This window comes from Streptomyces sp. NPDC031365 (genome assembly GCF_055569765.1).
On the sequence record NZ_JBVIIM010000007.1, the window covers coordinates 239,577 to 266,170 of the forward strand.

A 26,594-nucleotide genomic window follows, 5' to 3' on the forward strand; every position below is an offset into this window, starting at 1 on the left:
CGTCGCCCGGCGGACTGTCGCCGGGATCGCCACGCAGTGGAGCGAGGTGTACGAGACCCACGGGTCCGGCGCCGGCCGTCCCGTCGCCGCCACCACCGGGGACCTCGCGACATCCACGGCCTCGACGCCGGAGGCCGTGTCCTCGGCCTCAACCGGGTGGACGGGATCGGCCGCCCGGGCCCTGTCGCACATGGGGTCCCCGCCGCACGGACCTCTCGCCACGCTCATGATCAGCTCCCTCGAAGGGGCGATCCTGATCACCCGCGCCGAGCGGAGCGAGCGCGCCCTGGCGACGGTGTCCCGGGAGCCCGGGCCCTGCTCGAAGCGGCGGTGACGGGGCCCGACTCGGGACATGCCGCCGGGAGATGACGCCGTGTTGACTACAGTGAGCACGCCAGTATCCGGCGACTGATGGACCAGTGAGGTAATCGAGAACCATGCCGACCGAAACGTTTGAGTTCCAGGTAGAGGCCCGTCAGCTGCTCCAGCTGATGATCCACTCGGTCTACTCGAACAAGGACGTCTTCCTTCGGGAACTCGTCTCCAACGCCTCGGACGCGCTCGACAAGCTGCGTCTGGCCGCGCTGCGGGACGACACCCTCGACGCCGACGTCTCCGACCTGCACATCGAGCTCGAGATCGACCGGGACGCCCGTACGCTCACCGTGCGGGACAACGGCATCGGGATGTCGTACGACGAAGTCGGGCAGCTCATCGGCACCATTGCCAACTCGGGTACCGCCGAGTTCCTGAGGGAGCTGAAGGAGGCGCAGGACGCGGCCGGGGCGGAAGGCCTCATCGGCCAGTTCGGCGTCGGTTTCTACTCGGGCTTCATGGTTGCGGACGAGGTCACCCTGCTCACCCGGCGTGCGGGAGAGGGCCAGGGCACGCGCTGGACGTCGCGCGGCGAGGGCACCTACACACTGGACGCCGTCGACGACGCGCCGCAGGGCACCTCCGTCACACTGCACCTCAAGCCGGCCGACCCCGACAACCAGCTGCACGACTACACCTCGGTGTGGAAGATCAAGGAGATCGTCAAGCGCTACTCCGACTTCATCACCTGGCCGGTCAGGCTGGTCGGCGGGACGGGCGAGGACGGCGAGGCGGCCGAACCCGAGACGCTCAACTCGATGAAGGCGCTCTGGGCGCGTTCACGAGAGGAGGTGTCCGAGGAGGAGTACCACGAGCTGTACAAGCACATCGGGCACGACTGGCGCGAACCGCTGGAGACCATCCAGCTGCAGGCCGAGGGCACCTTCGAATACCAGGCCCTGCTGTTCGTCCCGTCCCACGCCCCGCACGACCTGTTCAACCAGAACTTCCGGCACGGGCTCCAGCTGTACGTGAAGCGTGTCTTCATCATGGACGACTGCGAGGCGCTGCTGCCGCCGTACCTGCGGTTCGTCAAGGGTGTGGTCGACGCGCAGGACCTCTCGCTGAACGTGTCGCGCGAGATCCTCCAGCAGGACCGGCACATCCGGATGATGCAGCGCCGGCTGACGAAGAAGGTGCTGGGGTCGGTCAAGAGCATGATGACCGGTGACACCGAGCGGTACGCCACGTTCTGGCGGGAGTTCGGCGCCGTACTGAAGGAAGGGCTCGTCACCGACCCCGACAACCGTGACGCCGTCCTCGCGGTGACGTCGTTCGCGAGCACGCACGGGGACGACGGAACCGTCACGCTGAAGCAGTACGTGGAGCGGATGCCGGACGGGCAGGACGACATCTACTACATCACCGGCGAGTCCCGGGAGAGCATCGACAGCTCCCCGCACATGGAGGCGTTCCGGGAACGGGGCATCGAGGTGCTGCTGCTCACCGACCCGGTCGACGAGGTGTGGACCGACGCCGTGGGCGAGTACGAGGGCAAGCGGCTGCGGTCGGTCGCCAAGGGCGAGATCGATCTCGCCGCGCGTGAGGACGACAGGAGCGAGGGCGAGCGGGAGAAGCAGGCCGAGGCGTACGCGGGTCTGCTCGGCTGGATGCGGGAGCGACTGGAGGAGGACATCAAGGAGGTGCGCCTGTCGTCGCGGCTGACGGTGTCCCCGGCCTGTCTCGTCGCCGACGCGAACGATCTGACGCCGGCGCTGGAGAACATGTACCGGGCCATGGGCCAGGAGGTTCCGCGTACCCGGCGCATCCTCGAACTCAACCCGGATCACGCCCTGGTGAAGGGACTGAACGAGGCGTACGGGGAGCGCGAGGACCACTCGGACCTCACCGAGACCGCGGAACTGCTGTATGCGCTCGCCGTGCTGGCGGAGGGCGGCCGGCCGAAGGATCCGGCACGGTTCGTGCAGCAGATGGCGGACCGGCTGGAGCGCACTCTGTGAGCGGACCCGTCCGGAGCGCGGTGAGGTGACGGCGCGCCCGTCCGTGCTCAGACGCGGGCGGGCTCGGCGGGTGCCGGCCTCCGGGCGGCCGGGCGCAGGCGCCGGCCGCGGCGGGTGAGGCCCCAGGGCTTGAGGACCGAGATCGCCGTCATGAAGAGATAGGCGGTCAGGGAGACGACCGGCCCCATGAGGACGTCTCCCCCGTCGGGCAGCAAGTCCCCGGCGGCGACGGCCTCCGCGGCCGCGTTCACGCCCGGCCGCAGGGCGAGGACCGTGGCGGTGGTCGTGGCCAGGGTCAGCCAGAACTTGGTCCACACCCAGCGGTGCCTCGCCAGCCCCCAGGGCGTGCCCAGGGACAGGACGAGCCCGCTGACGAGGGTCAGGAACGCGATCGGCAGCAGGAGCCAGTCGGCGAAGAGCTTCATGGCCCGGACGGACGCCTCCACCATGGCCGCCGACCCGGTGGTGTTCGCGGTGACACCGAGCGCGAGCAGCCCGGCGGTGAGTCCGAGCCAGCCGGCGGAGGCGATGACGTGGACAACGAGATGGGCCCGGCGTACGGGGCGGCTGAGTTTCTTCACCCGACCCACGGTGCCGGGCCCGGACGGCACGGACATCTGACGGCGGGAGTAACCGCGCCTACTGACGTCGGCGTACGCCGCGGGGCATGGCCGAGCCGCGTCAGGGTGCTCGGGGCCGCGCCGGCTCCCGGCCCAGCGGGTACGCGGCCCCGACGGGAACCGCGAGCCTGCGCTGTGACGGGCGGGACCGCTGCCCGGGGCCGACCGTGCGGATCCCGTCGGCGACGGCCGTCCGAAGCACCGGCGGCAGCCCACGGTGAGGAGCGGCCCCGGCCACGGTCGTACGCCGGAAAACCCAGGAGAGCACGGTGGCCGGGCACGCCCGGTGGCGGGCGGCCGTCGGCGTACGCACGGCGAGCGGTCCACGGCGCTCCGGGTCGTCGCCGTTCCGCCGGCCGCGAACGCTCCTCGTCCGCCTCACGGTCAGCGCTCCGCGTCGTCGTCCCGCTCGGCGGAGCCCTGTCCGTCCACGGGGGTGCCGTCCCGGGCGAGACGGTCCGCGAGTTCGTCGCGGAGCAGCCGGTCGCGGTCGAGCCCGTGGGTGCGGTACGCGGTACGGGCGATGATCTGGCTCGTGATCGGCACGGTGAACAACTGGAACAGGGCGACGAGCAGCAGCACCGGGGCATGACGCAAGGGCATCTGCGCGGCTGCCCCCGACAGGATGAGCAGCACCCCCAGGGTCTGGGCCTTGGCGGCCGCGTGCAGACGGCTCATGGTGTCCGGAAAGCGGAGCAGCCCCAGCGCTCCGAACAAGCAGAAGAGCGCGCCGGCCGGGAAGAGCACGGCCGTGATCGCGTCCCGCATGACGGTCATCGCATTCCTTCCCGCTTCTCCAGCAGGTGCGCAGCCGTCACCGATCCGATGAAGGCGAGCAGGGCGAGGACGACGAGGAGGGGAACGGCCGTGGTGTCGTCACGCATCACCATGCTCATGGCGATCCCGGCGATGACCATGGTCACGAGGACATCGAGTGCCATGATGCGGTCGAGGGCGCTCGGGCCGCGGACCAGACGCAGGAGTGTCAGCAGACCGGCCACCGCCATCACGGTCAGTGTGACGCTGTACAGCACTGTCATCGTTCCCCCTCCCGGTTCTGCGTTCGTGTGTGGTCCGGCCCACCGGGTCGTGGGCCGAGTGCGTCGCCGTCGTGGCGGTGGCCGACCACACGGATGACCCGGCGCTCCACGGCCCGCACCTCGTTACGGCGGCGGGTGATGTCCTGCTCGTCGTGCGCCGGGAGCGCGTGAACGTACAGGAGCCCGTGACGCCGGTCGATCTCCGTCACCACGGTGCCCGGGGTGATGGTGGTGACCTCGGCCACGGCTGTGATCAGCAGGTCGCTGTCGACCCGCAGCGGTACCTCGATGATCGCGGAGGAGGTTCTCCCGCCGTGGCGGACGACCTGCCATGCGACGGTGAGCCCCGACCTGACGAGGTCGGTGAGCAGGTGGGCCACCAGTCGCCCGACCCGCAGCGGCCGGGGCACTGCTCCTGGCAGCACGGCGGGCAGCGGGAAGGGCAGCACCACGGCGACGGCGACGAGCAGCCCACCGACGAGGACGAGCGCGCCGGCGGAACCCCACAACAGGACCCACAGGATCCACAGCCAGACGATCAACGGCAGATGGCTCAGTGCCGTGCGGAGCCGTCGCGGACGGCTCGGAGGACGAGTCACCGCTCCCCCTCCCCCAGCACGACGGACCGGTACGCCTGCGGGTGCAGCAGGTCCTCGGCGGCCCGCTCGCCGAGACGGGCGAGCGGGCCCGCGCACGCGGCGATCGTCAGCCCGGTCACCGTCATGCCGGCCGCGGCGGCGAGCATCAGTCGCGTCCCGCGCGACCGGGCCGTCGCCGCGTCCGGCGCCGTCGGCGGCGGTGCCTCCCCGTGGTCCGGCACCCGGGTGGCGAAGGCCGATGTCCATACCCGGCTCATGGCGTACAGCGTCAGCAAACTGGTGAGAAGAGCCGCCGCGGCGAGGGCGTACGCCGCCGGGCCGCCCTGTGCGACGCCGGCCCGCAGCAGGGCCAGCTTGGCGATGAAACCGGAGAACGGCGGGATCCCCGACAGGCTCATGGCCGGGATCGCGAACAGCACGGCCAGGACACCCGGGGATGCCCGTCGCGTCAAGCGGTGCAGCGCCGCGGTCCCCGTACGGCGCACGGCGAGACCGGCGGCGAGGAACAGTGCCGCCTGGACGACGATGTGGTGGACGACGTACAGGATGCAGCCGGTCAGACCCCGGGTGTCGAAGAGCGCCAGCCCGAACAGCATGAAACCGATGTGACTGACGAGGGTGAAGGACAGCAGCCGGTTGAGGTCGTCCTGGGCGATGGCGCCGAGGATCCCCACCAGCATGGTGATGATCGCCGCACAGGCCAGCAGGATCCACACATCGGTGCGGGGGAAGAGCAGTGTCTGGGTGCGCAGGAGCGCGTACACGCCGACCTTGGTCAGCAGCGCAGCGAACACGGCGGTGATCGGTGCGGGGGCGGTGGGGTAGCTGTCGGGCAGCCAGAAATGCATCGGGATGATGGCCGTCTTGATGCCCAGGACCACCAGGAGCAGCAGGGCGAACGCGCCACGCAGCCCATCCGGCAGTTCGGCGAACCGTGGGCCGAGCTGCGCCAGCGTGACCGTGCCGGTGGCCGCGTACACCAACGCGACCAGGGAGAGGAACAGCAACGACGACGTCAGGCTGACGATCGTGTACGTCATCCCCGCGCGGGTGCGGTTCTCGTCCGCGTCCAGGGTGATCAGAATATAGGACGAGGCGAGCATCACCTCGAAGGCGACGAACAGATTGAACAGGTCGCCGGACAGGAACGCCAGGCTCACGCCCGTGACGAGCAGCAGGTAGGCGGGATGGAAGAGAGCCGCCGAGCGGGGGCGCTTCTCGGCAGTGCCCTGGCCGATGGCGAAGACCAGAACGGCCAGCGCGACCATCGTCGACACGGTGAGCAGCAGGGCCGAGAGCCGGTCGGCCACGAGGGTGATGCCCAGGGGAGCGGGCCAGCCACCGACGTGCAGCGCCTGCGGCCCGCGCGTGTCGGCCAGGACCAGCAGGGCGGCCTCACAGACCAGGACGGCTGTGAGGACGCCCGTGCTGAGTGCGCGCACCACGGCGTGGGGCAGGCGGAGCAGGGAGAGGCCGGCACCGAGTACCGGCAGCAGGACAGGGAGGACCGGCAGTGCCGCCGTCATCGGTCTCCTTCCCTCGTCGCGTCGCCCGCACCGTTCTCCGGCGCGGGGTCGTTCCCGGCGCGTTCCCGGGCGGTGCCGATCCTCCGGTCCTCCAGGTCGTCACGCACCTCGTCGTGCCCGGACAGGCGCCAGGACCGGTAGGCGAGGGCCACCAGAAAGACGGTGAGGCCGAAGGTGATCACGATCGCCGTGAGCGCCATGGCCTGCGGCAACGGGTCGGCCATCTGGGCGGGGTCCTGTCCCTTCTCGGGCACTACCGGGGGCCGTCCGGGCGTGCCCCCGGCCACCAGCAGCAACAGGTTGGTGCCGTGCCCCAGGAGGATGAATCCGAGGACGATCCGCATCAGCGACCGCTGCAGCATGAGGTAGAAGCCGACCGCGAACAGGCCGCCGACCACGAGTGACATCGTCACGTCGACCGAATTCACCGGGAACTCCCTTCCCCCTCGCGGTCCGCCCGAACGCCGTCGCCACCCAGCGAGACACCCACCGCCGACAGCAGCTTGAGAACGACCCCGACGACGAGCAGGTAGACCCCCACATCGAAGAACAGGCTGGTCGCGAACTTGACGGTGCCGAGCACCGGCGGGTGGACCGTGACCACCGCGCTCTGCAGCGGCACGCCGCCGAAGGCGAGTGGCAGCAGGCCGACGGCGGCCGCGAGGAGCAGGCCCGAGCCCGCGACCACACTCGCGGACACCCGTGCGGCCGTTCCGAGATCCGCCCGTCCGCCCACCAGATACCGCAGCACGAACGCGAGGCTCGCCACCAGGCCGCCGGAAAAGCCTCCGCCCGGTCGGTAGTGGCCGGAGAACAGCAGGAAGAGCGACAGCAGCAGGATCGAGGGGAACAGCAGACGGGTGGCCACCTCCAGCAGGACCGATCGCTCGCCGCCGGGCCGCTCGTCGGCGCCCGGCAGCCAGGTCCGCGCCGGTTCGTCCCAGTGCGCGGTCGGAAAGGTTCCGCCCGAACCCGTGCTCGGCGCCCGCCCTTCGTCTCCGTCCACGCGTACCAGGCTCGTGACACCGACCGCCGCGACCAGCAGCACCGAGATCTCCCCCACCGTGTCGAGCGCACGAAAGTCGACGATGATCGCGTTGACGATGTTCTTGGCCCCCGCCTCCGCCACCCGGTCCGCGTACTGCGTCGAGATCGCCGGGGCCGTGCGGGCGGCGGAGACGACCAGGGCGAAGCAGGTGACGAGGGCGCCCACCGCACCGGCCGCCGTGGCCCGCAGGAGGCGCACGCGTGGCCTGGCCCGGCCCGTACCGAACCGGGGCGGCATCCGGCGCAGCACGAGCACCACCATGACCAACGTCATGGTCTCCACGAGGAACTGGGTGAGCGCCAGGTCCGGCGCGCCCCGCACCACGAACACCGCCGCCACCCCGTAGCCCACGGCCCCGGCCAGCAGGACGCCGGTCAACCTGTGCCGGGTGGCGACCACGGCCGCGGCCGCCGCCAGCACCACCACCGCGAGCAACGGTTCGACCGGGGACCACCACGCCTGCAGGGGGCCCAGTGAGGGCGCCGCACCCGCCAGCGCGGCGCCCGGCACCACCACCAGGGTCGTCAGCAGCACCGTCAGGTAGACCGGCAGTGACCCGACCTGCGTGTGCCCGGTGACGACCGTGGCCAGCCGGTTCAGGGCCGCGGTCCCGCGGTCGAACGCACGCTGCACGTCCGGCAGCCGTGGCACCGGCCACGCGTCGCGTCCCGCCGTGTGCACGAGGCCGCCGAGCACCAGGGTCAGCGCGGACAGGCCGAGCACGGGCGTGAAACCGTGCCACAGGGAGAGCTTGTACGGGCCGTGCGGCCCCGGCGGATACACGTCGGCGTAGGCGGTCGCGACGGCCGCGGTGGCCGCGTAGCCCAGACCGAGCACCAGTCCCCCGGCCGACAGTACGGCCACCGGCGCGACGAAACCGGATGCGGGAGGCTCCGCCCTGTCCACCGCCTCGTTCGGACGTCCGCGGAACGCACCCGAGACGAAGCGCGCGGCGTACGCCACGGTCAGGGCGGATCCGATGACGAGCACCACGCTCAGCAGCTTGTGCCCGTCGATGCCGGTACCGTTCCAGAACGCCTCCAGGGCGGCTTCCTTGCCGACGAATCCCACCAGTGGCGGGAGACCGGCCATCGATGCGGCGGCAAGCACGGCGACCGCGCACAGCACCGGCATGCGACGCCCCACGCCTGAAAGATCTCGTATGTCCCGTGTGCCGGTCTGGTGATCCAGGATGCCGACCGACAGGAACAGCGCGGCCTTGAACGCCGCGTGGGCGAGCAGCATCACCGTGCCGGCGAGGGCGGCGGTCCGTGTTCCGGCCCCCATCAGGGCGTTCAGCAGGCCCAGTTCGCTGATCGTGCCGTAGGCGAGCAGCAGCTTCAGGTCGGTCGCGCGCAGCGCACGCCAGGCAGCCAGCACCATCGTCGTCAGGCCCACCGCGAGCACCGTCGGCCGCCACGGGGGCACCTCCGCCAGGGCGGGTGCCAGCCGGGCCACGAGGTAGACCCCGGCCTTGACCATCGCGGCCGCGTGCAGGTAGGCGCTGACCGGGGTGGGGGCCACCATCGCCGCGGGCAGCCAGCCGTGCAGCGGCATCTGCGCGGACTTGGCGAACGCTCCGATCAGGACGAGCACCGCGGCCGCGGACACCGTCCCGCCCCGCGGCGGGTCGGCGAGGATCGCCGAGACGCGGTAGGTGCCCGCCTCCTGTCCGAGCATGACGAAACCGAGCAGCATGACCAGGCCGCCGGCCGCGGTGACCAGCAGCGCCTGCCGGGCGGCACGGCGCTCTTCCGCCTGCTCACCGCGCCCTTCGATGAGCAGGAAGGACGCGATCGTGGTCAGTTCCCAGAAGACGTACAGGACGAAGAGGTTGTCGGCCAGTACGAGTCCCGCCATCCCCCCGGCGAAGGCCAGCAGCAGGGAGGCCTGACGGCCCGCGTCCCGCTCGACGTAGTACCGGCAGTACAGCAGCACCAGGGCTCCGACACCGGCGACGATCCACAGCATCAGCAGGGACAGTGCGTCCAGCCGCAGGTCGATCGTCAGTCCGAGTGACGGGGCCCAGGACAAGGACTCCCGGTAGTCGCCGCCCTCCAGAACATCCGCCGCCCGCGTACCCGCCCAGACGACCACCGCCAGCGGCACCAGGGCCGCCACGGGCCACACCGCACGGCCGAGTCGCCGCTGCCACCAGGGGATCGCCGCCGCGACCCCCGCATGGGCGGCAAGCAGAAACAGCACCGCACCAACTCCTTCGTGCATCCCGGCCGTCGGCAGCGGTCGGGGCCGCCCGGTCGTGGAGGTCTACCCCGGTCGCCGGCCTTGGGTGCCCGATGCCGTGGCGATCAATCCTGACGGGTGCGGCAGACGGGTGTGCGACCGCGCAGGGCCACGCCGGAGGCGGCGACGACGTTCCGGCCGGCGACAGGGCCGGCCGGCTCCCGGGCCTCTCCCGTCCGGCGGACCCTCCGAGCGCGACGCCACCCGGGGGCCTCGCGCGGCCCGCTCCACGCCGTTCTGCCGGCGAACCCCGTCACCACCGGCCGTCCCTGGCAGGAGTACGCCTTCGTCACCGAGGCACCGAGGCACCGGGGCGGTGCTCGGGCTGTCGCGGACGGGCCGCGGGTCAGGCGGCTGCCTGCCCGGGCTCCGCGGAGACGGCCGCCCCGGTGGGCCACGACGGCCCGACACCGGCCACGGCGGCCCGGAACCGGTTCGGCCGGCCCTGTGCCTCTGTGCCCCTGTGCCTCCCCGGGCGCCGCTTCCGATGTGCGTGGTCGTCGGGTCCGGTGGAGTCTGGGGGTCATGCGGCGCAGGGACATGAGGGATGACGAGGCCGGCGATGCGGAGGCGGTCCTCGACGAGCTCTACGCGCTGCCGCCGTCCGACTTCGTCGCCCGGCGCGAGCAGCGGGCCGTGGCCGCCAGGACGGCCGGGCGGGCCGATGACGCCCGTCGTATCCACGCCGCCCGCCGCCCCACGCTCGCGGCCTGGGCGGCGAACCTGCTCCGGCGCTCCCGGCCCGACGAGGCGGAGCGGTTCCTGGAGCTGGGGAGGGCGCTGCGCGAGGCTCACGCCACCCTCGATCCGGATGGCCTGAGGGAGCTGTCGGCCCAGCGGCGGCGTATCGTCTCCGAGCTGTCCCGGCAGGCGGCGGCGCTGGCCCGGGAGGCGGGGCATCCGTTGTCGGACGCGGTTCAGCGGGACGTCGAGACGACCCTGCGCGCCGTGCTCGCCGATCCGGAGGCGGCAGGCCTGTGGGCCACCGGCCGGGTGGAGACCGCGCTGACACCGCCTTCGGGGCTGTCCGCGCCGACGGTCGCCGTGAAGAACCCGGCGCGGAGGACGACCCGCACGCCGTCGCCCCCGGCGCGGAAGAGGGACCAGCTCGCGGAGCAGCGTGCGAAACGGCTCACCCGGGCTCGGGAGGCGGCCCGGGCGGCCGAGGAGCGGCTCCGTGAACGGCGTGCCGAGCAGGAGGAGGCAGAGGCCTCACTGAAGCGGGCGCGCGAGCACCACCGCGAGTCCGAGGAGCGGGTGTCCGCGCTGGAGGAGCAACTCCACGGCGAACGCGCCGAGCTGAAACGGGCGGAGCGCGAGCGGCGGGATGCGGAGAAGCAGGACCGGACCGCCACTGACGCCCTCACCAGGGCCCGGCGGGAAGCGGACGAAGCCACGGAGGAGGCCGAGCGGGCGGAGCAGGACACGCGCTGAACGGGGCGGCCGGGACGGGCGGTTGACACGCGGTGCTGACGAGGTGCGAACCGAAATGAGCCGTGCATTGGCATAGACCTGACACTGGTGGCCTCGCTAAGCTCTGCTCACCTCACGATGAGAGCGCTCTCACACTGCGGTTGTTCCACCCCCACCTTGCTGGAACGACGAAGGGCAACCTTCCATGAGACGCACCCGACTCACACATGCCGGCATAGCCGCCCTGCTCATGATCGGCAGCTGGACAGCGGCCGGCACCCTGCCCGCCTCGGCGCAGGACGCACCCGACTCCCCCGCCGCCCGCGGCGCCGACTCCGCACCCGCCTCCACCGCCCTGCTGGACGCGATGCAACGGGACTTCGGCCTGACCCTCGCCGAAGCGGAGGACCGGCTGGCCGCCGAACGGGAGGCCACCGACCTCGCACCCGAGGCACGGAAGACCGCCGGACCGGCCTACGGCGGCGCCTGGTTCGACACCGGGAACGAGAAGCTGACCGTCGCCGTCACCTCGGACGCCGACGCCTCCACGGTCCGCGCCCTGCGCGCGTCCGGCGCCGCCGTACGCACCGTGGAGCACAGCGCGAAGCAACTCGACGCGGCCAAGTCCCGTATCGACCGCCTCGACGCGCCCTCGGGCGTCAGCAGTTGGTCCGTGGACCCGACCGCCAACACGGTCGTCGTGAACGTCGTCGGCGACCAGCGGAACGACAACGATGTCCGCGCCTTCGTCACCGAGGCCCGCGAAGCCGGTCCGGTCACCGTACGGACCGTACGGGCGCCGGCCGAGACCTTCGCCGCCGGAACCGTGGGCGGCGACCCCTACTACACCGGCAACGTCCGCTGCTCCATAGGCTTCTCGGTGCACGGCGGCTTCGTCACCGCCGGGCACTGCGGCGGGGCCGGCCAGCAGGTCAGGGGCTGGGACGGTTCGTACATCGGCAACTTCCAGGGCTCCTCGTTCCCGGGCAACGACTACGCCTGGGTCAACGTGGGCAGCGGCTGGTGGACGGTCCCGGTGGTGCTCGGCTGGGGCACGGTGTCGGACCAGCTGGTGCGCGGCTCGGCGGAGGCGCCGGTCGGGGCCTCGATCTGCCGCTCCGGCTCCACGACCCACTGGCACTGCGGCAGAGTCCTGGCCAAGAACGAGACCGTCAACTACAGCCAGGGCGCGGTGCATCAGATGACGAAGACGAGCGTGTGCGCCGAGGGCGGCGACTCGGGCGGCTCGTTCATCAGCGGTGACCAGGCCCAGGGCGTCACCTCCGGCGGCTGGGGCAACTGCTCCAGCGGCGGCGAGACCTGGTTCCAGCCGCTCAACGAGATCCTCAACCGCTACGGGCTGACCCTGCACACCGCCTGACCGTCCGACCACCCACGAGCGGGCCACGCCGAACGACCGGCGGGGCCCGCTCTTCGCGTGCCCGGGGTTCGCGACCCGCGCCCGTTCCGGGCGGACACCACAAGAGTTACCCGGCCGTAACTTACCGAGGGGTTACCGCCGGTAAGTGAGCGCTGCTAGTTTCACATTTCACCTTCTGGAGCAGAGCGAGGAGTGAGCCGTGAGCCGTATCAGCAACGTGCTGACCACCGTCGTCGCCACGACGGCCTGTGTGTGCGTGTCCGCGTCGCCCGCCGTCGCGACCGACCCCGTGGTCTCGCGGGGCGTCACCATCCCCGCCTTCTACACCCCGCCCGCCGAACTGCCCGCGGGCAACGGCGTGCTGGTCCGGCACGAGCCACTGCGTCTGGGGCTGAGCCTGCCCGGTCTGGACGGCCGTTCCCTGCCCGGCACGGCGACCCGGCTGATGTACACCTCCACCGATTCGGGCGGACAGCCGGTTGCCGTCACCGGGGCCTACATCGAGCCGTCCGCCGCCTGGAAGGGCGACGGCCCCCGCCCCCTGGTGGTCGTCGGCTCCGGAACCATGGGCCAGGGCGACCAGTGCGCGCCCTCACTGGCCCTGCAGAATCCCCTGACCCTCAACGGACAGACCGTGTCGTTCGGGTACGAGACCCTGGCGGTCTACCGGCTGCTCGCCACCGGGGCGGCCGTCGTCGTCACCGACTACGTCGGCCTCGGCGCGACCGACCGGCTCCACACCTACGTCAACCGCGTCGACGAGGGCCACGCCATGCTGGACGCCGCCCGCGCCGCGCGCTCCGTGCCGGGCGCGTCGATCACGGCCGCCTCCCGCGTGGGCATGTACGGCTACAGCCAGGGCGGCGGGGCCAGCGCCTCGGCAGCCGAACTCCAGAGCACCTACGCGCCCGACGTACCGCTCGTCGGCACCTACAGCGGGGCGCCGCCCGCCGATCTGACGGAGGTCATGAAGGGCATCGACGGCAGCGCGCTGGCCGGCGCGCTGGGCTGGTCGATCAACGGCTTCTCGCAGGCGGAACCCGAACTGCGCCGGGTCGTCGACGCGAACATCAACGCCACCGGACGCTCCGCGCTGAAGGACATCTCCACCACCTGCGTGGGAGACGCGATCCTCGGTTACGGATTCACCAAGAGCACCAAGTGGACCACGACCGGGAAGTCCCTCGCCGAGATCATCGCCGCCGAGCCCGCCGCCCAGGCCGCCCTCGACAAGCAGCGCATCGGCACGATGAAGCCCACCGGGCCGGTCCGCCTGGTCACCGGCGTCCAGGACGACATCGTCCCGCACGAGCAGGCACGCCAACTGGCCGTCGACTGGTGCGAGAAGGGCGGCGACGTCACCTACAAGGCCGTCCAGCTGCCCAACCTCGGCGACAAGCTCCTCACCAACCACCTGGCGCCGCTCCTCACCGACCAGGGCGACGCGGTGGAGTGGCTGACCGACCGGCTCGAGGGCAGGACGACCCGCTCCAACTGCTGGACCATGCCGCTGCAGCGCTGAACCTCCGGCAACGCGACGAGCCCCGTCCCGGATCTCCGGGACGGGGCTCGTGAAGGAGCGCCGGGCAGGCCTTGCACCTGCATCTCCCCGCAGGAAGCGGGGCGTCTTTCCTTGGACCACCAACGCACGGTCCGGGTGGGGGAAGCTTCCCTCGCCCGACCTGAGACAACCGTAGCGGTGATCACCTCGGTTGTCACATCAGTCACATGAATGCGCCGGTGCGGGCTCCCTCGATGTTCTTCTCGACCTGCGCCTTCTCCGCCGGGCTCGGGTACGGGTTGGTGCACGGGGTTCCGTCGCTGGCGCCCGACATCAGGCGGGAGCAGGGGCCGGGCTTGCGGTCCGGCAGCCCCAGCATGTGGCCGAGTTCGTGGGCCGTGACACGGATCGTGGAGTGGGCCTGGTCGATCGCCCGGCGTCCGATGCAGACGGTGCCCCGGCCCAGCGAATCGGGAAGGGAGCGCGGATCGGTTGGACTTCCGGATCACGCGGGGGCACTGTGGTCGAGGATCAACACCGCCCCACGGGCCACCCCCGCTCGCATCACCGGAGACCACCCGATGAACCACCCCGCCCGTCCCGAGCGCTACGACGGCAGCATGCGCTACCGGCGCACCGGCCGCTCGGGACTCGACCTCCCCCTGCTGTCCCTGGGCTACTGGCACAACTTCGGCGACGACCGGTCCTTCGCGGCGCAGCGCGAGATCGCCCTGCGCGCCTTCGACCTGGGCATCACCCATCACGACCTGGCGAACAACTACGGCCCGCCCTACGGCGCCGCCGAGATCAACTTCGGCCGGCTGATGCGTCAGGACCTCGCGCCGTACCGGGACGAGCTGGTGGTCTCCACCAAGGCGGGCTGGGACATGTGGCCCGGCCCCTACGGCCAGGGCGGCGGCTCCCGCAAGTACATGCTGGCCTCGCTGGACCAGTCCCTGGAGCGCATGGGGCTGGAGTACGTCGACATCTTCTACTCGCACCGCCTCGACACCACCACGCCCCTCGAGGAGACCATGGGCGCCCTGGACACGGCGGTCCGCCAGGGAAAGGCGCTCTACGTCGGCATCTCCTCCTACGACGCCGGGCGCACCCGCGAGGCCGTGGCGATCCTCCGCGACCTCGGGACTCCGCTGCTGATCCACCAGCCGTCGTACAACATGCTGAACCGCTGGATCGAGACGGACGGTCTGCTGGACGTGGCCCAGGAGGAGGGCTTCGGGATCATCGGGTTCACGGCGCTCGCCCAAGGCCTGCTGACCGGGCGCTACCTGGACGGCGTACCGCGGGACTCCCGGGCGGCGGCGGGCACGTCGTTCGACACCGCGTGGCTGACCGACGACATGCTGCACCGGCTGCGCGCCCTGAACGAGATCGCGGCCCGGCGCGGGCAGACCCTCGCGCAGATGGCGCTGGCCTGGGCCCTGCGCGACCGTCGGGTCACCTCGCTGGTCATGGGCGCCTCCCGCCCCGAGCAACTGGAGCAGAACATCGCCGCGCTGGAGAACCTCGAGTTCTCCGCCGAGGAGCTGGCCGAGATCGACACGTACGCCACCGAGGGCGGCGTCGACCTGTGGCGCGAGGCCCGGCTGGGCACCATGGGCTGAGTTTCGGGGGCGCCCCGGGGTGTGGCCCGCCGGGGACGGGGAACTGCGGTGCGGTGAGCCGCGCTCCGACGGCGCGGTGGACCCGGGCCCCTCTGGACGGCGGACGTATGCAGACCTTCCTGCCGTACCCCGACTTCCACGAGTCGGCGCTGGTGCTCGACCGGCGCCGGCTGGGCAAACAGCGGGTGGAGGCGATCCAGGTGCTGCGCGGCCTGATCGTGCCCGGATACGGGTGGCGCCACCATCCCGCGGTGCGCATGTGGACCGGGTACGAGGAGGCCCTGGTCCGCTACGGCCTGGACATCTGCCGGGTCTGGCGCGACCGGGGCCATCAGGACAGCTGCGCCGCCACGCTCGTCGCCGATCTGGCCGTCGTACGGCCGGGCGCGCCGGTGCGCGGCCTGCGGGAGCTGGCCGAGGCCGGCGAGCTCCCGCCCTGGCTCGGGGACGACGCCCTGCACCGCAGCCACCGCTCGGCGCTGGTCCGCAAGGACCCGGCCGTCTACGCCGGACTCTTCCCCGGGGAGCCGGACGACCTGCCGTACGTGTGGCCGTCGTCCGACCGCGATCCGGAGGCGGTCGGCGGCTGACCCCGGTGTCCCCTCCCCGGGATCAGCTGGGGAGGGGACACCGGACGGCGGTGCGTCACCGCGCGGACAGGTAGTCCTCCACTCCCGGGGCCGCGTGCGCGTCCTCCGCGTTCACCACGCCGCCGACCGACTTGGCGTCGGGCTTGAGCACATAGGCCTTGACGCTCGCGGGACGGTCGACGTCCGAGAAGTTCTGCGGGGTGCCGAGGCCGGTGTCGGCGTTCGTCTGCGCACGGTGCGCCTTGACGACGTCCTCACGGGTGAGGCCGCCCGCCTCGCAGGCCTTCTTCAGGTCGGCGCCCATGAGCTGGGCGGCGTTGTATCCGGACAGCACGCCGGAGTCGACCGGCGAGTCCGGGTACTTCTTCTGGTACGACGCCACCATGCGCTTCACACCGGGCAGGTCGGAGCTGACCGCGGGTGCCGCGCTGACGATGTTGAGCATGGCCGCCAGGGCGGGGGCGGCGGGGGTCTTCATCAGCTGGGGCGCGAAGCCGGGGGCGCTGCTGACGACCGGGACCTTCAGGCCGCGGGAGGCGGCGACACCGACCAGGGAGGCCGTCTGTGCGGGTCCCGCGCTGATCAGGATGGCCTTGACGCCTGCCTTGCGCAGCGCCGAGACCTGGGCCGACAGGTCGGTGTCCGTCGCCTGGATCTTCTGCCCGGTCACCTTCAGACCGGCCTTCTCCGCCGCCCAGGTGGAGCCTTCCAGGGCATTGGCGCCGTAGTCGCCCTCGAAGTAGACGTGGCCGATGGTGTCGCCCTTCTTCAGGCCCTTGGTACGGGTGAGGAACTCGACCGCGGCGATCATGTCGACGTCGTAGGTGGTGCCGAGCACCTGGATGGCGTCCTTGCCGAGCAGGGAGGCCGCCCAGGCCTGCGGGAAGGTGAGCATCTTGTCCCGCTCGATGTCGTCGAGCAGTGCCGCGACCACCGGGGAGCCGATGACCTGGGGCAGCGCCACGACGTCGGGGGCGATGTCGGCGTAGGCGGTGACCGCCTTCTGCACGTCGTAGCCGTGATCCTTGACGACGATCTCGACCTTGCGGTCGCAGATGCCGCCGTCGGCGTTGACCTCGTCGGCCCACATCTGCTGGGCCTGCACGATGCTCTTGCCGAGCGTGGCGTAGGGGCCGGTCAGGTCGGTGAGGGCGCCCAGTTTGATGGTGTCGGCGCCGACTCCGGGGCCGGTGCGGACACCGTCGGCCGCTTCACCGCCGCCCTTGCCGTCCTCTGCCTTGGAGCTGCATCCGGTGGCCGCGAGGAGCAGGACGAGGGCGCCGGCCAGGACGGTGCCGGCGGTGCGGTGCCGGTTGCGGGGCCTGTGGTGCGTGGTGTTCACGGGGTGTGCTCCTTGGGTCGTGCGTCTGCGGACGGCTGCGGAGGCGGGGGGACGTCGGTTCGGGTGGCGGGGGTACGGGATCGGCGTACGCGGTCACGGGCCCGGCGTGCCAGGCCGTGCAGTCCGTCGGGTGCGTACAGCAGGACGAGGACGATCGCCGCGCCGTAGAGGTAGCGGGCGGCCTCGGTGGGGCCCACGGCGCCCTCGGACGAGCCGGGGGCGGCGACCAGCGGGAGCTGGTCGGCGTAGCGGGTCATCAGCAGGGGCAGCGCGGTGACGAAGACGGCGCCGGCGGTGGCTCCGGCGACGGAGCCGAGGCCCCCGATGACGATCATGGCGAGGTAGTCGACGGAGAGGACGAGGGAGAAGTAGTCCGGGACGACGCGGCGGAAGGCGAGCGCCAGGAGCACTCCCGCGAGACCGGCGTACATCGAGGACACCACGAAGGCCGCGGAACGGTGGCGGGCGACGTCGACGCCCATCACGGCGGCCGCGGTTTCGCTGTCGCGCAGGGCGGCCAGTGCCCGGCCGGGGCGTGAGCGCAGCAGGCCGCGGGCGGTGAACCAGGTGAACGCGAACAGGGCCAGCCCCAGGAACCACAGCCGTTCCTCCGCGCCGAACGGGACGCCGAGGACGGTGAGTCCGGGGTCGCTCTCCGCGAAGGTGAATCCGCCGAGGGTCAGCGGCGGCACGGAGCGGCCGTTGAAGCCTCCGGTGACGGAGTCCGCGGTCAGCAGGACGTGGTGGCCGAGGAAGACCAGGGCGAGGGTCGCGATCCCGAGGTAGATGCCCTTGACCCGGGCTGCCACGGGGCTGAACAGCCCTCCGGCCGCTCCGGCGAGCAGCACCGCGAGGACCGCGGCGAGGGCCGGTGGCAGGCCCGGCCCGGGTTCACCCGCGAACCAGGCGTAGCCGTAGGCACCGACGGCGAGGAAGAAGGCGTGTCCGAGGGAGAGTTGGCCGGCGGTACCGCTGAGCAGCGCGAGACCGACCGCTCCGATGGCCGCGGCCATGGAGAACAGGCCGATGCGCAGCCAGAAGGCGTCCAGGTAGAACGGCGGCAGGCACAGGACGACGGCGAGCAGCAGGAGCCGGGCCCGTCGGCGGGTCAGGGCCCCGAGGAGTCGGTCAGACACGGGCCGATCCCTTCGCGCCGAACAGCCCGGTGGGCCGCACGAGAAGCACCAGCAGCATCACCGCGTAGGGGGCGACGTCGCCGAACCCCTCGCCGAGTACGTGCAGCTCGGACTGGTAACCGACGACGAGTGCCTCGGTCAGGCCGATGATCAGGCTGCCCGCGAGGGCGCCGGCCGGCGAGGCCAGCCCGCCGAGGATCGCTGCGGGGAAGGCGTTCAGGGCGATCTGGCCGGTGGTGCGCTCCAGGCCCGGGGCGGGGAACGCGGAGAGGAACACCGCCGCCAGCGCGGCGAGCGCGCCCGCCAGGCACCAGGCGCCCGCCCGGACCCGGCTGAGCCGTACGCCCATGAGTGCGGCGGCCTCCAGGTCCTCGGACGCCGCCCGCAGGGACAGGCCCCAGGAGGTGAACCGGAACAGCGCGAACACTCCGCCGATGACCACGGCGGACACCACGATCGCGGCGAGCCGGCTGTCCGCGACGGTCAGCGGGCCCAGCTCGGTCACCGCGTCGCCCCACGGATCACCGAGCGACAGCAGGTCACCGCCGATGCGCCGGGCCAGGTCGGTGAGCAGAACGATGTCGATACCGATGGTGACGATGGTCTGGACGTGGGCGGAGTGGGCGTCCTGGCCGCCGCGTTGCAGCAGGAAGCGGTCGAGCGCGCCGGCGAGGGCGGCCGTGGTCAGGATCGCCAGGGCGAGCGCTCCGGCGAAGCCCAGGTCGTCGTGGAGTACGGCGGTGAGGTAGCCACCGAACAGGAGCAGGGAGCCATGGGCGAAGTTGAGGACGCCGGAGGCCTTGAAGATGACGACGAAGCCGAGGGCGACCAGCGCGTAGACCGCGCCGAGTGCCAGTCCGCCGAGGACGTTGTCGAGAAACCCGGTCATGCCGCGTCCTCCCCTGGTGCGTCGGTGCCGAGGTAGGCGCGCAGCACCTCGGGGTCCTGGCGGACCTCGTCGGGGGTGCCGTGGGCGATGGACCGGCCGAAGTCGAGCACGGTGACGTCGTCGGCGAGGCGCATGACGAGGCCCATGTCGTGTTCGACGAGGACGACGGACAGACCGAGTTCGGCGCGGAGTTCACCCACGACCTCGGCGGTGCGGGCGCGTTCGGCGGCGTTCATGCCGGCCACGGGTTCGTCGAGAAGCAGCACGCGCGGCTCCAGGCAGAGGGCGCGGGCGAGTTCGACACGCTTGCGGTCCCCGTACGACAGCAGCGCCACAGGGCTGTCGAAGTAGCGTGCCAGACCGGTGAGTTCGGCGATCTGGCGGGCTCGTCCGAGGTGCTCGCGCTGTTCACGCACGGCGCTCGGCAAACGCAGCGCGCTCGCGGCGAAACCCGCGCGGGACAGGGCGTGGCGGCCGAGCATGAGGTTGTCGGCGACCGTGCCGTGGGTGGTGACGATGTTCTGGAAGGTGCGGGCCACGCCGAGCGCGGCGATGCGGTGCGGGGCGAGCCGGGTCAGCTCGGTGTCGCCGAGGGTCACCGTGCCTTCGGCCGGACGGCACAGACCGGACAGCACGTTGAAGCAGGTGGACTTGCCGGCGCCGTTGGGTCCGATGAGCGCGTGCACCGAGCCGGGGACGACGGTGAAGGAGACACCGTCGAGTGCGGTGAGCCCGGCGAAGCGCACGGTGACGTCCCGTACGTCGAGCACGGGCGGTGCGGTGGTGGTGCGGTCTTTCACGCCGCCCCCTGGTCCTCTGCCGACTCACCCAGGTAGAGGCGGCGTACGGCGTCGGTGCGGGCGAGTTCGTCGGCCGGGCCGGACAGGCGGGTCTCGCCGACCTCCAGGACGTGGGCGTGGTCGGCGAGGGACAGCGCCATGCCGGCGTTCTGCTCGACGAGGAGGACGGCGGTGCCCTGGGCGTTGATCTCGCGGATCACCTCGGCGATCCGGTACACCATCTGCGGTGCGAGGCCGAGGGAGGGCTCGTCGAGGAGGAGCAGGCGGGGGGCGGCCATCAGGGCGCGGCCGATGGCGAGCATCTGCTGCTCGCCGCCGGAGAGCAGGCCGGCGGCCTGGTGGGTGCGTTCGGCGAGCCGGGGGAACAGGGCGAACACCCGGTCACGTGACTCCTGGACCTGGGCCCGCCCGCGCCGGCCGAGGCCGAGGCCGCCGGAGCGGAGGTTGTCGTCGACCGAGAGTCCGGCGAACACCCTCCGTCCCTCGGGGACCTGGACGACTCCGGCGCGTACCGCCGCGACGGGATCCTTGCCGTCGAGCACCGTCTCGCCGTAGCGGATGCGGCCGGCCGTGATCGCGCCGCGGTGCAGGCGCAACGTGCCGGACACGGCCCGCAGCAGGGTCGTCTTGCCGGCTCCGTTGGCGCCGAGCAGCGCCACCACGGCGCCGGGCGGCACGGTCAGGGACACGGAACGGAGAGCGGACAGCGCACGCCCGTACGTGACGTCGACGTTCTCGACGTGCAGCGTGGGCAGGCCGTCCGGTGGTGCTTCGGGCATCACGACTCCTCGGGACCGCACCGCTGGGCGGCGACGGCTTCGGGGGAAGGGAAGCCCACGACAGCACGGGCCCGGCCGGCCGGTACACCGTTCCGGGCCCGCTCGCTGCGGCGTACCAACGGGGGCGGGCGGGGGTTGTGCGGGTGCCCAGGCGGGGGCCGGGGCCCGGTCGGGGCGGCGGCCGCCGGTACGGCTTCGCGGCGGGGCCGGGGCGGCGGTGCGCCATGTCGGCGCGGGCCGGGGAGGTGGCGGGTGCTGCCCGGGGGCCAGGGAGGTGGTGCGGCCGGGAACGGTGGCAGCGGGTACGCCCGCCGTACGGCCCCTGCGCCCAGCCGTGGCCGGGTCGGGCGCAGAACGGCCGGACCGTCACCGCGCCCACCTCGGCCCCGAGCCCGCCGGAGCAGCCGGCAAGGGGACCGCAGACGCACCCGTCCCCACGGCCTGCGTCCAGCACCGCCCGGGCAGCAGAAGGACCGGCCGGACCGTCACCGCGCCCGGCCAGGAACACGCCCACCCCGGGCCCGAGAACCCACCAGTCGGCCGGACATGCGCCCTCGGGTACGCCCGTCTGTGCGGAACCGCGCCCGGCCGTTGGTCGCACGGGGGCCTGCCGGGTTCTCGCGGTGCGCGTTCGGACAGCGTCGGCTGGCCCCCGGGGCCACGCCGGGGCCTCGTCGCCGGGGGTGGACGCTGCTGGTGTCACGGACCTGCCGCTGTGCTTCCGCCACAGCCGCACGGACCACGCTCATGGTGGCCTCGCGGTCGGCGGGCCCACCGGTCCTGGCCGTCGCCCGGCAGCCCTTCGGCGGGCCGGGTCGAGGGCCACGGGGTGCGGTCACAGCCGATGAGAGCCCTGTGGTGGGCTTCGTTGGGGGTGGGGGATCCCCGCCGCTGCCCCTTCCCGTCCCGTCCCTGGGGGCTTCGCCCCGGAGGGCCCGTGTCGCACCCCGCGCGGCGGAGCCGCTTGTTGACACAGCCCCGCGCTCCTCCCACCGCGCCGGGCGCGGACGGGTCGCCAGGGATCAGCGATGGAGGAGGCTGCGGGCCGTCAGGGCCAGGCTCACCTCGACCAGGTCGCCGGGGCGGGAGAGGGATCGGCCGCTCAGTTGTTCGTAGCGGCGCAGGCGGTTGAGGACGGTGTTGCGGTGGCAGTACAGGCGCCGGCTCGCCCGCTGCGCCGAACCGTCACAGGCCAGCCAGGTGGCCAGGGTGTCCAGCAGGACCTCCGCGTCGGCGGGTTCGAGATGGGCCAGCGGGCCGAGGAGCCGGTCGACCAGCGCGGCGCCGAGTTCGGGGCTCGACGCCACCAGCGCGGCCGGGAGGTGTTCGGCGAGCCGGACGGTGCCGCCCGACTCGGGGCACAGGGTCAGCGCGGTGTCCGCCAGACGCCGTGCGTCGCCCACGGCGGCCAGGCCGTCGACCGCACCGCCGACGCCCACCCGTGCACCGGGCGGTTGTTCCTCCTGCACGATCAGCTCCTCACCGTCCTCGACCAGAACGATGCCGTAGTCGGCGTCCACACCGGTGTGCCAGTGCACGCGCACACCCGGGGCGAGGGCCGCTTGGGCACCCGGACAACCGGCGAGCCGGCCCCCGGTGGCCGCGACGACCACGTACCGTCCGTGCTCCGGCAGATCCAGTGCCTGCGCGGCCTCCGGCAGTTCGGCGATCCTGCTCGTGCCGTCCAGCAGGGCCGCGGCCAGCAGACGCACCCTGTTCTCCCTCCGCCACGCCAGCTGCCGCTCGGTCTGCCGGTAGGCGTCCGCGACGAGCGTGGAGTGCTCGTCGACGAAGTTCCACACGTCGGACGCCACGTGCACCAGCAGCCGTACGTCCTCCGGTGCCGCCCGGGAGGTCTCGTCGACCAGGCCCTGCCACACCAGCGAGCCGCCCAGCCGGAAGGCGTGCAGCAGCGCGTCCAGCGGCAGGCCCTGTTCGGCACGGGTGGCGCCTATCTTCCAGGAGCAGCGGCGTGCTCCCTCCCGGGCGCCCGTCGGATCGAGCAGGGACGAGATGCTGTGCCGCAGCGAGCGGTGCACCTCCTGCCAGGTCGCGGCGGCGTCGCCCTCCACCGCGGTGCGGTAGGCGGGCTCCTGCTCCTGCAGGACGGCGATCAGCCGGTCGGTGAGCTGGGGCAGGTCGTCCAGCAGGACGCGGGCGGCCCGGTGCAGCACGCGCAGCGCGTCGGCGTCGATCAGCGACCGCACGCGCGGTGTCCGCGGGCGCGGAGCGGGCATGGCTCCGGGGCGAAGTGGCCGTACGGCGTGTTGCATCGCGCATCTCCCCCAGGGTCGGCTTCCCGGCAGTGCCCGCGTGGCGGTCCCCGCTCCGGCGCCCGGCCGGAACGGGGAGCCCGTGGGCCGGCCGCCACCGGACTCGTCCTGTCCCGAAGGATGGCATACCGTCCGGTCGGTCCCTAGAGCTGTGCACCGGTCTTTTCCTCCTGTTCGACCAGTCGGACAAGCTCGACCCGTGAACGGACGCCGAGGGTGGCGAACACATTCCGCAGGTGGTAGTCGACGGTGCGGGTGCTGACGGACAGGCTCAGGGCCACCTCCCGGTTGGTGGCGCCCTCGGCGACACACCGTGCGATACGCAGCTGCTGCGGGGTCAGCCGGGACAGTTCCCCCGCCTCGGCCCCGGCCGGGGCCGCGCCTCCCGCCCTCAGTTCGGCGGCGGTCTGCTGCGCCCACAGACGCGCGCCGCACCCCTCGAAACCCATCAGCGCCTCCCCCAGGCGGGCCCGTGCCTCGCGCAGTCGGCGCCTGCGCCGCAGCCACTTGCCGTGGAGCAGTTCCGTACGCGCCCGCTCGAAGTCACCGGCCGTCCCCTCGTGGTGGTCCAGGGCCCGCAGGTACAGGGTGTCGGCCGCCTCCGGAGCGGCCAGCAGCGCGCGGCAGCGCAGTAGCTGGGCGGGGGCCTGCGGGTCGGCTCCGCAGGCGGCCCACAGGGCGAAGTCCTCGACCACCGCCGGAGCCTGCTCGGGCCGGCCGGCGAGTGCGGCGGCCTCCACGAAGCAGGGGACGGCCAGCATCCACACCGCGAAGTGGCCGCGCCGCGCCCCGGGGCGCACCAGCGGGCCGAGCCGGTCCGCGGCCTCGCGGGGGCGCCCGGCGCCCAAGTCGGCGCGGGCCGCGGCCCACTGGGCGAGCGTGGCCGCCTGCGCCAGTCCGTGCCGGCGGGCGGTGCGCAGGGCGGCCGCCGCATGTTCGGCCACGACCTCCTGCTCTCCCTCGATCGACGCGGCGAGCGCCAGTACGGCATGGTGGTGGGCGGCCGTGTTCCGCTGACCCGTCCGCGAGGCGGTGCGCAGGCCCTCCTCGGCGTGGGTGCGGGCGAGCTGGTGACGTCCGGCCCGCAGTTCGGCGTAGGCGAGGTACTCCAGCGCCCTCGGTTCGAGGGCGGCGGAACCGAGGGTCCGGGCCGCCGCGAGTGCCCGGGCGCCGGCGCGGCGGGCGGCGGACACCTCTCCGAGCATCAGCGCGGCGGCGGCGGACCGCAGCAGCCGTTCGGGCTCGTCGCCGCACAGCCCCCGCTCGACCACCCGCCGCAACGGCACGGTGGCACGGTCGAACCGCCCCAGTAGCACGGCTCGCATCCCGTCCCGGTGGTCACGGAGCACGGCCTCGTGAGGTGAGGTGACCCCCATGGACCCACTCCCCTGACCAGGCCGGTCCGCACCCTCGGCCGTCGGCGCACGACCACCGGAGGCGCCGGCCGTGCCGCCGGCGGTCGGCATACCGGCACCGTGGGCACCGCAGGTTCCTGAACCGACGACGGACGACGCGTTCCCGCCGGACGCGCCGGTGCCCACCGGACCCGGGACGGGGGGCTGCCCCCGACCGACGGAGGGCTGCGCCGAGCCGATGAGCGAGACCGCCGTGGTGGGAGCGCACGCGGCCGGCGTGCCGGTGACCGAGGTCAGGACTTCGGCGGCCGCGATGCCTGCGGTCGGCGCCGGAGAGCTCACCGTCGGAGCGCCCGCGGCCGGCACGCCGGGAGCCGGGGCCGGAGTCCCACCCGCCGGGATGTCCCTGGCCGAGGCAGCAGCGCCGCCCGCCGGAGTACCAGGAGCCAGGGCGGGAGCACCGGCGGGCGCGCTGCCGACGCCCATGGCCGGGACGCCCACCGCCTCGGCGCCGGGAGCCGGGGCCGGGGTGCCGGCGGATGGTGGGGGCGTCGTCGGGCGGGCCGTCGTGCCGGTGGTGAGGGCCTCCAGGCAGGCCGCGGGGTCGCCCGCGGACCAGGCGGCGTTCGCCGCGCCCAGGGCTGCCGTGGCGGCGGCCCCGGGGTCGGTGGCGGTCAGCAGGGCGGCGGCCAGCAGGAAGGACTCGCGGGCGTCGTCCACCGGGCCGTCGGCCAGGAGTACCGCGCCCCGCAGCAGTTCCGCACCGCCGCGTACCGACGGGGGCACCGGACGGCTCCGGGCCGCGTCCAGCAGGCGCAGCGCCTCGGACGGGTGACCGGCGAGGAGCGCCTGTTCCGCGGCGGCGGTGCAGTGGTGGACCCGCTCCGTGTCGTCGGTGGTGAGGGCGGCCGCCCGGGTGAGCGCCCTGCGCCGCAGGACGGGTGAGACCGCCGCCGCCGGGTCCGCCGCCGCCCGCGCCAGCCGGGCCGCCAGGGCGGGGGCGTGGCCCGGGACGGTCCATGAGCGGTGCAGCAGCGCGAGGATGCCCTCGGCGTCCGGCAGGGCCCCGGCCAGTGCGCGGTGCGCGGCACGGCGTCGCTCGGGCGGGGCACCGGCGTACACCGCCCGTCCCAGCAGCGCGCTGCGGAACCGCAGCCGGCCCCCTGCCCGCACCAGTACCTCGGGCAACGGCCCCGCAGCGAAGGTCTCGTCCGCTCGCAGCACGAGGTCCGCGTCGGCGTCCGGCTCCCCGGTCGCCCGCAGTGCGGCCGCCGCCGTCAGCAGCAGTCCGGCCCGGTCCGGCGGGACGCCGGTGAGACATCCGCCGGCCACCTGGGCCAGCACCTCACCGTCGGCCAACGGCCGGGGCAGTGCCCGGCGTCCGCCGAGCTGGGCGGGCGACAGCCGGTGGACCAGCGCCAGCAGCAGCGCGGGGTTGCCCTCGGACGCCGTCACCAGTTCCTCGCGCACGGCGGGGTGGACGGCTCCGTCCGTCACGTCGTCCACCAGACGCGCCGCGTCCCCGGCCGCGAGCGGGCCGAGCCGCAGTACGGGCAGCGCCGCCAGCTCCCGGTCGACGGGCCGGTGCCCGGGAACGGTGAGGAGCAGCCCCACCCGGACGCCCGCGCAGTGGACCCGTCCGGCCGCGTGCCCCAGTGCTGCGCGCGACGCCGCGTCCCAGAGGTGCACGTCGTCCGCGCACACCAGGAGCGGCACCGCGTCGGCCGCCGCGCGCAGGGCCTCGAACAGCGCCTCCCCCTGCGTGCCGCCTCCGGGTACGGAGCCGGAGTGGCCGGCGGTGCGCAGCAGGGTGTGCAGGCCGCCGGGGTGCCGTACGTGCCACACCGGTCCGGCGTGGAAGGCGCGTGCGGCGTGCTCGAGGAACGTCGTGCGGCCGCAACCGGGCTCACCGGTCACGACGCGGGCGCCGCCGTCGGCGCGGAGCGCGTCCAGCAGCTCGGGGATCGCCTGCCGCCGCAGGGCCGTCTGTCCGGTCATCTCCGCGACCTTACTCATGCGTAAGGTGACGTGGAAGGAATGCGTCCATGCCTGAGTGAACGCTCAACTGCCGTTTCACCAGCGGGTCTTCGCGTGCTG

At 73.0% G+C, this 26,594-nt stretch carries 21 protein-coding genes and 1 pseudogene; 7 read left to right on the forward strand and 15 right to left on the reverse strand.

Annotated elements, in window-relative coordinates; all coding sequences use genetic code 11:
- Nucleotides 1-25: 25 nt before the first annotated feature.
- Entirely contained in the window at nt 26-334 is a 309-nt protein-coding gene (locus ACZ5C2_RS14090) for an LmrA/YxaF family transcription factor (RefSeq protein ID WP_468790154.1), read from the forward strand.
- A gap of 103 nt (nt 335-437) precedes the next feature.
- Nucleotides 438-2,336: a molecular chaperone HtpG gene (gene htpG / locus ACZ5C2_RS14095; RefSeq protein ID WP_468790038.1), complete on the forward strand. Its 1,899-nt coding sequence runs from the start codon at nt 438-440 to the stop codon at nt 2,334-2,336.
- A 47-nt stretch (nt 2,337-2,383) separates the two neighbouring features.
- On the opposite strand, the gene ACZ5C2_RS14100 is transcribed toward htpG, so the two are convergent.
- From ACZ5C2_RS14100 to ACZ5C2_RS14130, 7 genes are all read right to left on the reverse strand, one after another.
- Nucleotides 2,384-2,953, reverse strand: a complete 570-nt coding sequence (locus ACZ5C2_RS14100) for a DUF2269 family protein (RefSeq protein WP_468790040.1) — start codon at nt 2,951-2,953, stop codon at nt 2,384-2,386.
- A gap of 387 nt (nt 2,954-3,340) precedes the next feature.
- Nucleotides 3,341-3,733, reverse strand: a complete 393-nt coding sequence (gene mnhG, locus ACZ5C2_RS14105; RefSeq protein WP_468790042.1) for a monovalent cation/H(+) antiporter subunit G — start codon at nt 3,731-3,733, stop codon at nt 3,341-3,343.
- Complete coding sequence (locus tag ACZ5C2_RS14110; protein ID WP_468790044.1) at nt 3,730-3,996, reverse strand: MrpF/PhaF family protein; 267 nt, start codon at nt 3,994-3,996, stop codon at nt 3,730-3,732. Before ACZ5C2_RS14110 ends, mnhG begins: the two co-directional genes overlap by 4 nt.
- Nucleotides 3,993-4,595: a Na+/H+ antiporter subunit E gene (locus tag ACZ5C2_RS14115; RefSeq protein WP_468790046.1), complete on the reverse strand. Its 603-nt coding sequence runs from the start codon at nt 4,593-4,595 to the stop codon at nt 3,993-3,995. Before ACZ5C2_RS14115 ends, ACZ5C2_RS14110 begins: the two co-directional genes overlap by 4 nt.
- On the reverse strand, nt 4,592-6,121 hold the full coding sequence (locus tag ACZ5C2_RS14120; RefSeq protein ID WP_468790048.1) for a Na+/H+ antiporter subunit D: 1,530 nt from the start codon (nt 6,119-6,121) through the stop codon (nt 4,592-4,594). Before ACZ5C2_RS14120 ends, ACZ5C2_RS14115 begins: the two co-directional genes overlap by 4 nt.
- Nucleotides 6,118-6,549, reverse strand: a complete 432-nt coding sequence (locus ACZ5C2_RS14125) for a Na(+)/H(+) antiporter subunit C (RefSeq protein ID WP_468790050.1) — start codon at nt 6,547-6,549, stop codon at nt 6,118-6,120. Before ACZ5C2_RS14125 ends, ACZ5C2_RS14120 begins: the two co-directional genes overlap by 4 nt.
- Nucleotides 6,546-9,374 carry a Na+/H+ antiporter subunit A gene (locus tag ACZ5C2_RS14130; protein WP_468790052.1) on the reverse strand — a complete coding sequence of 943 codons (2,829 nt, stop codon included), beginning with the start codon at nt 9,372-9,374 and terminating at the stop codon, nt 6,546-6,548. The genes ACZ5C2_RS14125 and ACZ5C2_RS14130 overlap by 4 nt, the downstream gene beginning before the upstream one ends.
- A gap of 564 nt (nt 9,375-9,938) precedes the next feature.
- On the opposite strand from ACZ5C2_RS14130, the gene ACZ5C2_RS14135 reads away from it, so the two are divergent.
- The 3 genes from ACZ5C2_RS14135 to ACZ5C2_RS14145 all read left to right on the forward strand — a co-directional run bounded on the left by ACZ5C2_RS14135 (nt 9,939) and on the right by ACZ5C2_RS14145 (nt 13,729).
- Nucleotides 9,939-10,847: a hypothetical protein gene (locus ACZ5C2_RS14135; RefSeq protein WP_468790054.1), complete on the forward strand. Its 909-nt coding sequence runs from the start codon at nt 9,939-9,941 to the stop codon at nt 10,845-10,847.
- 184 nt (nt 10,848-11,031) lie between these two features.
- Nucleotides 11,032-12,207, forward strand: coding sequence for a S1 family peptidase (locus ACZ5C2_RS14140; RefSeq protein WP_468790056.1), 1,176 nt, complete (start codon nt 11,032-11,034; stop codon nt 12,205-12,207).
- A 199-nt stretch (nt 12,208-12,406) separates the two neighbouring features.
- Nucleotides 12,407-13,729 (forward strand): lipase family protein, encoded by a 1,323-nt coding sequence (locus tag ACZ5C2_RS14145; protein WP_468790058.1) that lies wholly within the window; start codon nt 12,407-12,409, stop codon nt 13,727-13,729.
- A gap of 202 nt (nt 13,730-13,931) precedes the next feature.
- Here the strand turns inward: ACZ5C2_RS14145 and ACZ5C2_RS14150 are convergent.
- A pseudogene (locus ACZ5C2_RS14150) lies at nt 13,932-14,195 on the reverse strand (snapalysin family zinc-dependent metalloprotease); the annotation flags it as partial.
- 94 nt (nt 14,196-14,289) lie between these two features.
- On the opposite strand from ACZ5C2_RS14150, the gene mgrA reads away from it, so the two are divergent.
- Together mgrA and ACZ5C2_RS14160 are read left to right on the forward strand one after the other, a co-directional pair.
- A complete protein-coding gene (gene mgrA / locus ACZ5C2_RS14155; protein ID WP_468790060.1) occupies nt 14,290-15,333 on the forward strand; it encodes an L-glyceraldehyde 3-phosphate reductase in 1,044 nt (347 codons plus the stop codon).
- Nucleotides 15,334-15,440: 107 nt separating this feature from the next.
- Nucleotides 15,441-15,923, forward strand: coding sequence for an MSMEG_6728 family protein (locus ACZ5C2_RS14160; protein WP_468790156.1), 483 nt, complete (start codon nt 15,441-15,443; stop codon nt 15,921-15,923).
- A gap of 55 nt (nt 15,924-15,978) precedes the next feature.
- Here ACZ5C2_RS14160 and ACZ5C2_RS14165 read toward each other — a convergent pair whose 3' ends face one another.
- The 7 genes from ACZ5C2_RS14165 to ACZ5C2_RS14195 form a co-directional block, all read right to left on the reverse strand.
- Complete coding sequence (locus ACZ5C2_RS14165; protein WP_468790062.1) at nt 15,979-17,265, reverse strand: ABC transporter substrate-binding protein; 1,287 nt, start codon at nt 17,263-17,265, stop codon at nt 15,979-15,981.
- The gene (locus ACZ5C2_RS14170; RefSeq protein WP_468790064.1) at nt 17,262-18,401 is read right to left on the reverse strand and encodes a branched-chain amino acid ABC transporter permease; all 1,140 of its coding nucleotides are present in this window, start codon (nt 18,399-18,401) and stop codon (nt 17,262-17,264) included. Before ACZ5C2_RS14170 ends, ACZ5C2_RS14165 begins: the two co-directional genes overlap by 4 nt.
- Nucleotides 18,394-19,290 carry a branched-chain amino acid ABC transporter permease gene (locus ACZ5C2_RS14175; protein ID WP_468790066.1) on the reverse strand — a complete coding sequence of 299 codons (897 nt, stop codon included), beginning with the start codon at nt 19,288-19,290 and terminating at the stop codon, nt 18,394-18,396. Before ACZ5C2_RS14175 ends, ACZ5C2_RS14170 begins: the two co-directional genes overlap by 8 nt.
- The gene (locus ACZ5C2_RS14180; RefSeq protein WP_468790068.1) at nt 19,287-20,090 is read right to left on the reverse strand and encodes an ABC transporter ATP-binding protein; all 804 of its coding nucleotides are present in this window, start codon (nt 20,088-20,090) and stop codon (nt 19,287-19,289) included. The genes ACZ5C2_RS14175 and ACZ5C2_RS14180 overlap by 4 nt, the downstream gene beginning before the upstream one ends.
- Nucleotides 20,087-20,869: an ABC transporter ATP-binding protein gene (locus ACZ5C2_RS14185; RefSeq protein WP_468790070.1), complete on the reverse strand. Its 783-nt coding sequence runs from the start codon at nt 20,867-20,869 to the stop codon at nt 20,087-20,089. The genes ACZ5C2_RS14180 and ACZ5C2_RS14185 overlap by 4 nt, the downstream gene beginning before the upstream one ends.
- 1,022 nt (nt 20,870-21,891) lie before the next feature.
- Entirely contained in the window at nt 21,892-23,142 is a 1,251-nt protein-coding gene (locus ACZ5C2_RS14190) for a PucR family transcriptional regulator (protein ID WP_468790072.1), read from the reverse strand.
- A gap of 143 nt (nt 23,143-23,285) precedes the next feature.
- Nucleotides 23,286-26,495 (reverse strand): helix-turn-helix transcriptional regulator, encoded by a 3,210-nt coding sequence (locus tag ACZ5C2_RS14195; RefSeq protein WP_468790074.1) that lies wholly within the window; start codon nt 26,493-26,495, stop codon nt 23,286-23,288.
- Nucleotides 26,496-26,594 lie beyond the last annotated feature (99 nt).

Coding starts and splice junctions, on each gene's coding strand:
- htpG (WP_468790038.1), top strand. CDS start 438: ATGCCGACCGAAACGTTTGAGTTCCAGGTAGAGGCCCGTCAGCTGCTC.
- ACZ5C2_RS14100 (WP_468790040.1), bottom strand. CDS start 2,953: ATGTCCGTGCCGTCCGGGCCCGGCACCGTGGGTCGGGTGAAGAAACTC.
- mnhG (WP_468790042.1), bottom strand. CDS start 3,733: ATGACCGTCATGCGGGACGCGATCACGGCCGTGCTCTTCCCGGCCGGC.
- ACZ5C2_RS14110 (WP_468790044.1), bottom strand. CDS start 3,996: ATGACAGTGCTGTACAGCGTCACACTGACCGTGATGGCGGTGGCCGGT.
- ACZ5C2_RS14120 (WP_468790048.1), bottom strand. CDS start 6,121: ATGACGGCGGCACTGCCGGTCCTCCCTGTCCTGCTGCCGGTACTCGGT.
- ACZ5C2_RS14135 (WP_468790054.1), top strand. CDS start 9,939: ATGCGGCGCAGGGACATGAGGGATGACGAGGCCGGCGATGCGGAGGCG.
- ACZ5C2_RS14140 (WP_468790056.1), top strand. CDS start 11,032: ATGAGACGCACCCGACTCACACATGCCGGCATAGCCGCCCTGCTCATG.
- mgrA (WP_468790060.1), top strand. CDS start 14,290: ATGAACCACCCCGCCCGTCCCGAGCGCTACGACGGCAGCATGCGCTAC.
- ACZ5C2_RS14160 (WP_468790156.1), top strand. CDS start 15,441: ATGCAGACCTTCCTGCCGTACCCCGACTTCCACGAGTCGGCGCTGGTG.
- ACZ5C2_RS14175 (WP_468790066.1), bottom strand. CDS start 19,290: ATGACCGGGTTTCTCGACAACGTCCTCGGCGGACTGGCACTCGGCGCG.
- ACZ5C2_RS14185 (WP_468790070.1), bottom strand. CDS start 20,869: ATGCCCGAAGCACCACCGGACGGCCTGCCCACGCTGCACGTCGAGAAC.
- ACZ5C2_RS14190 (WP_468790072.1), bottom strand. CDS start 23,142: ATGCAACACGCCGTACGGCCACTTCGCCCCGGAGCCATGCCCGCTCCG.
- ACZ5C2_RS14195 (WP_468790074.1), bottom strand. CDS start 26,495: ATGACCGGACAGACGGCCCTGCGGCGGCAGGCGATCCCCGAGCTGCTG.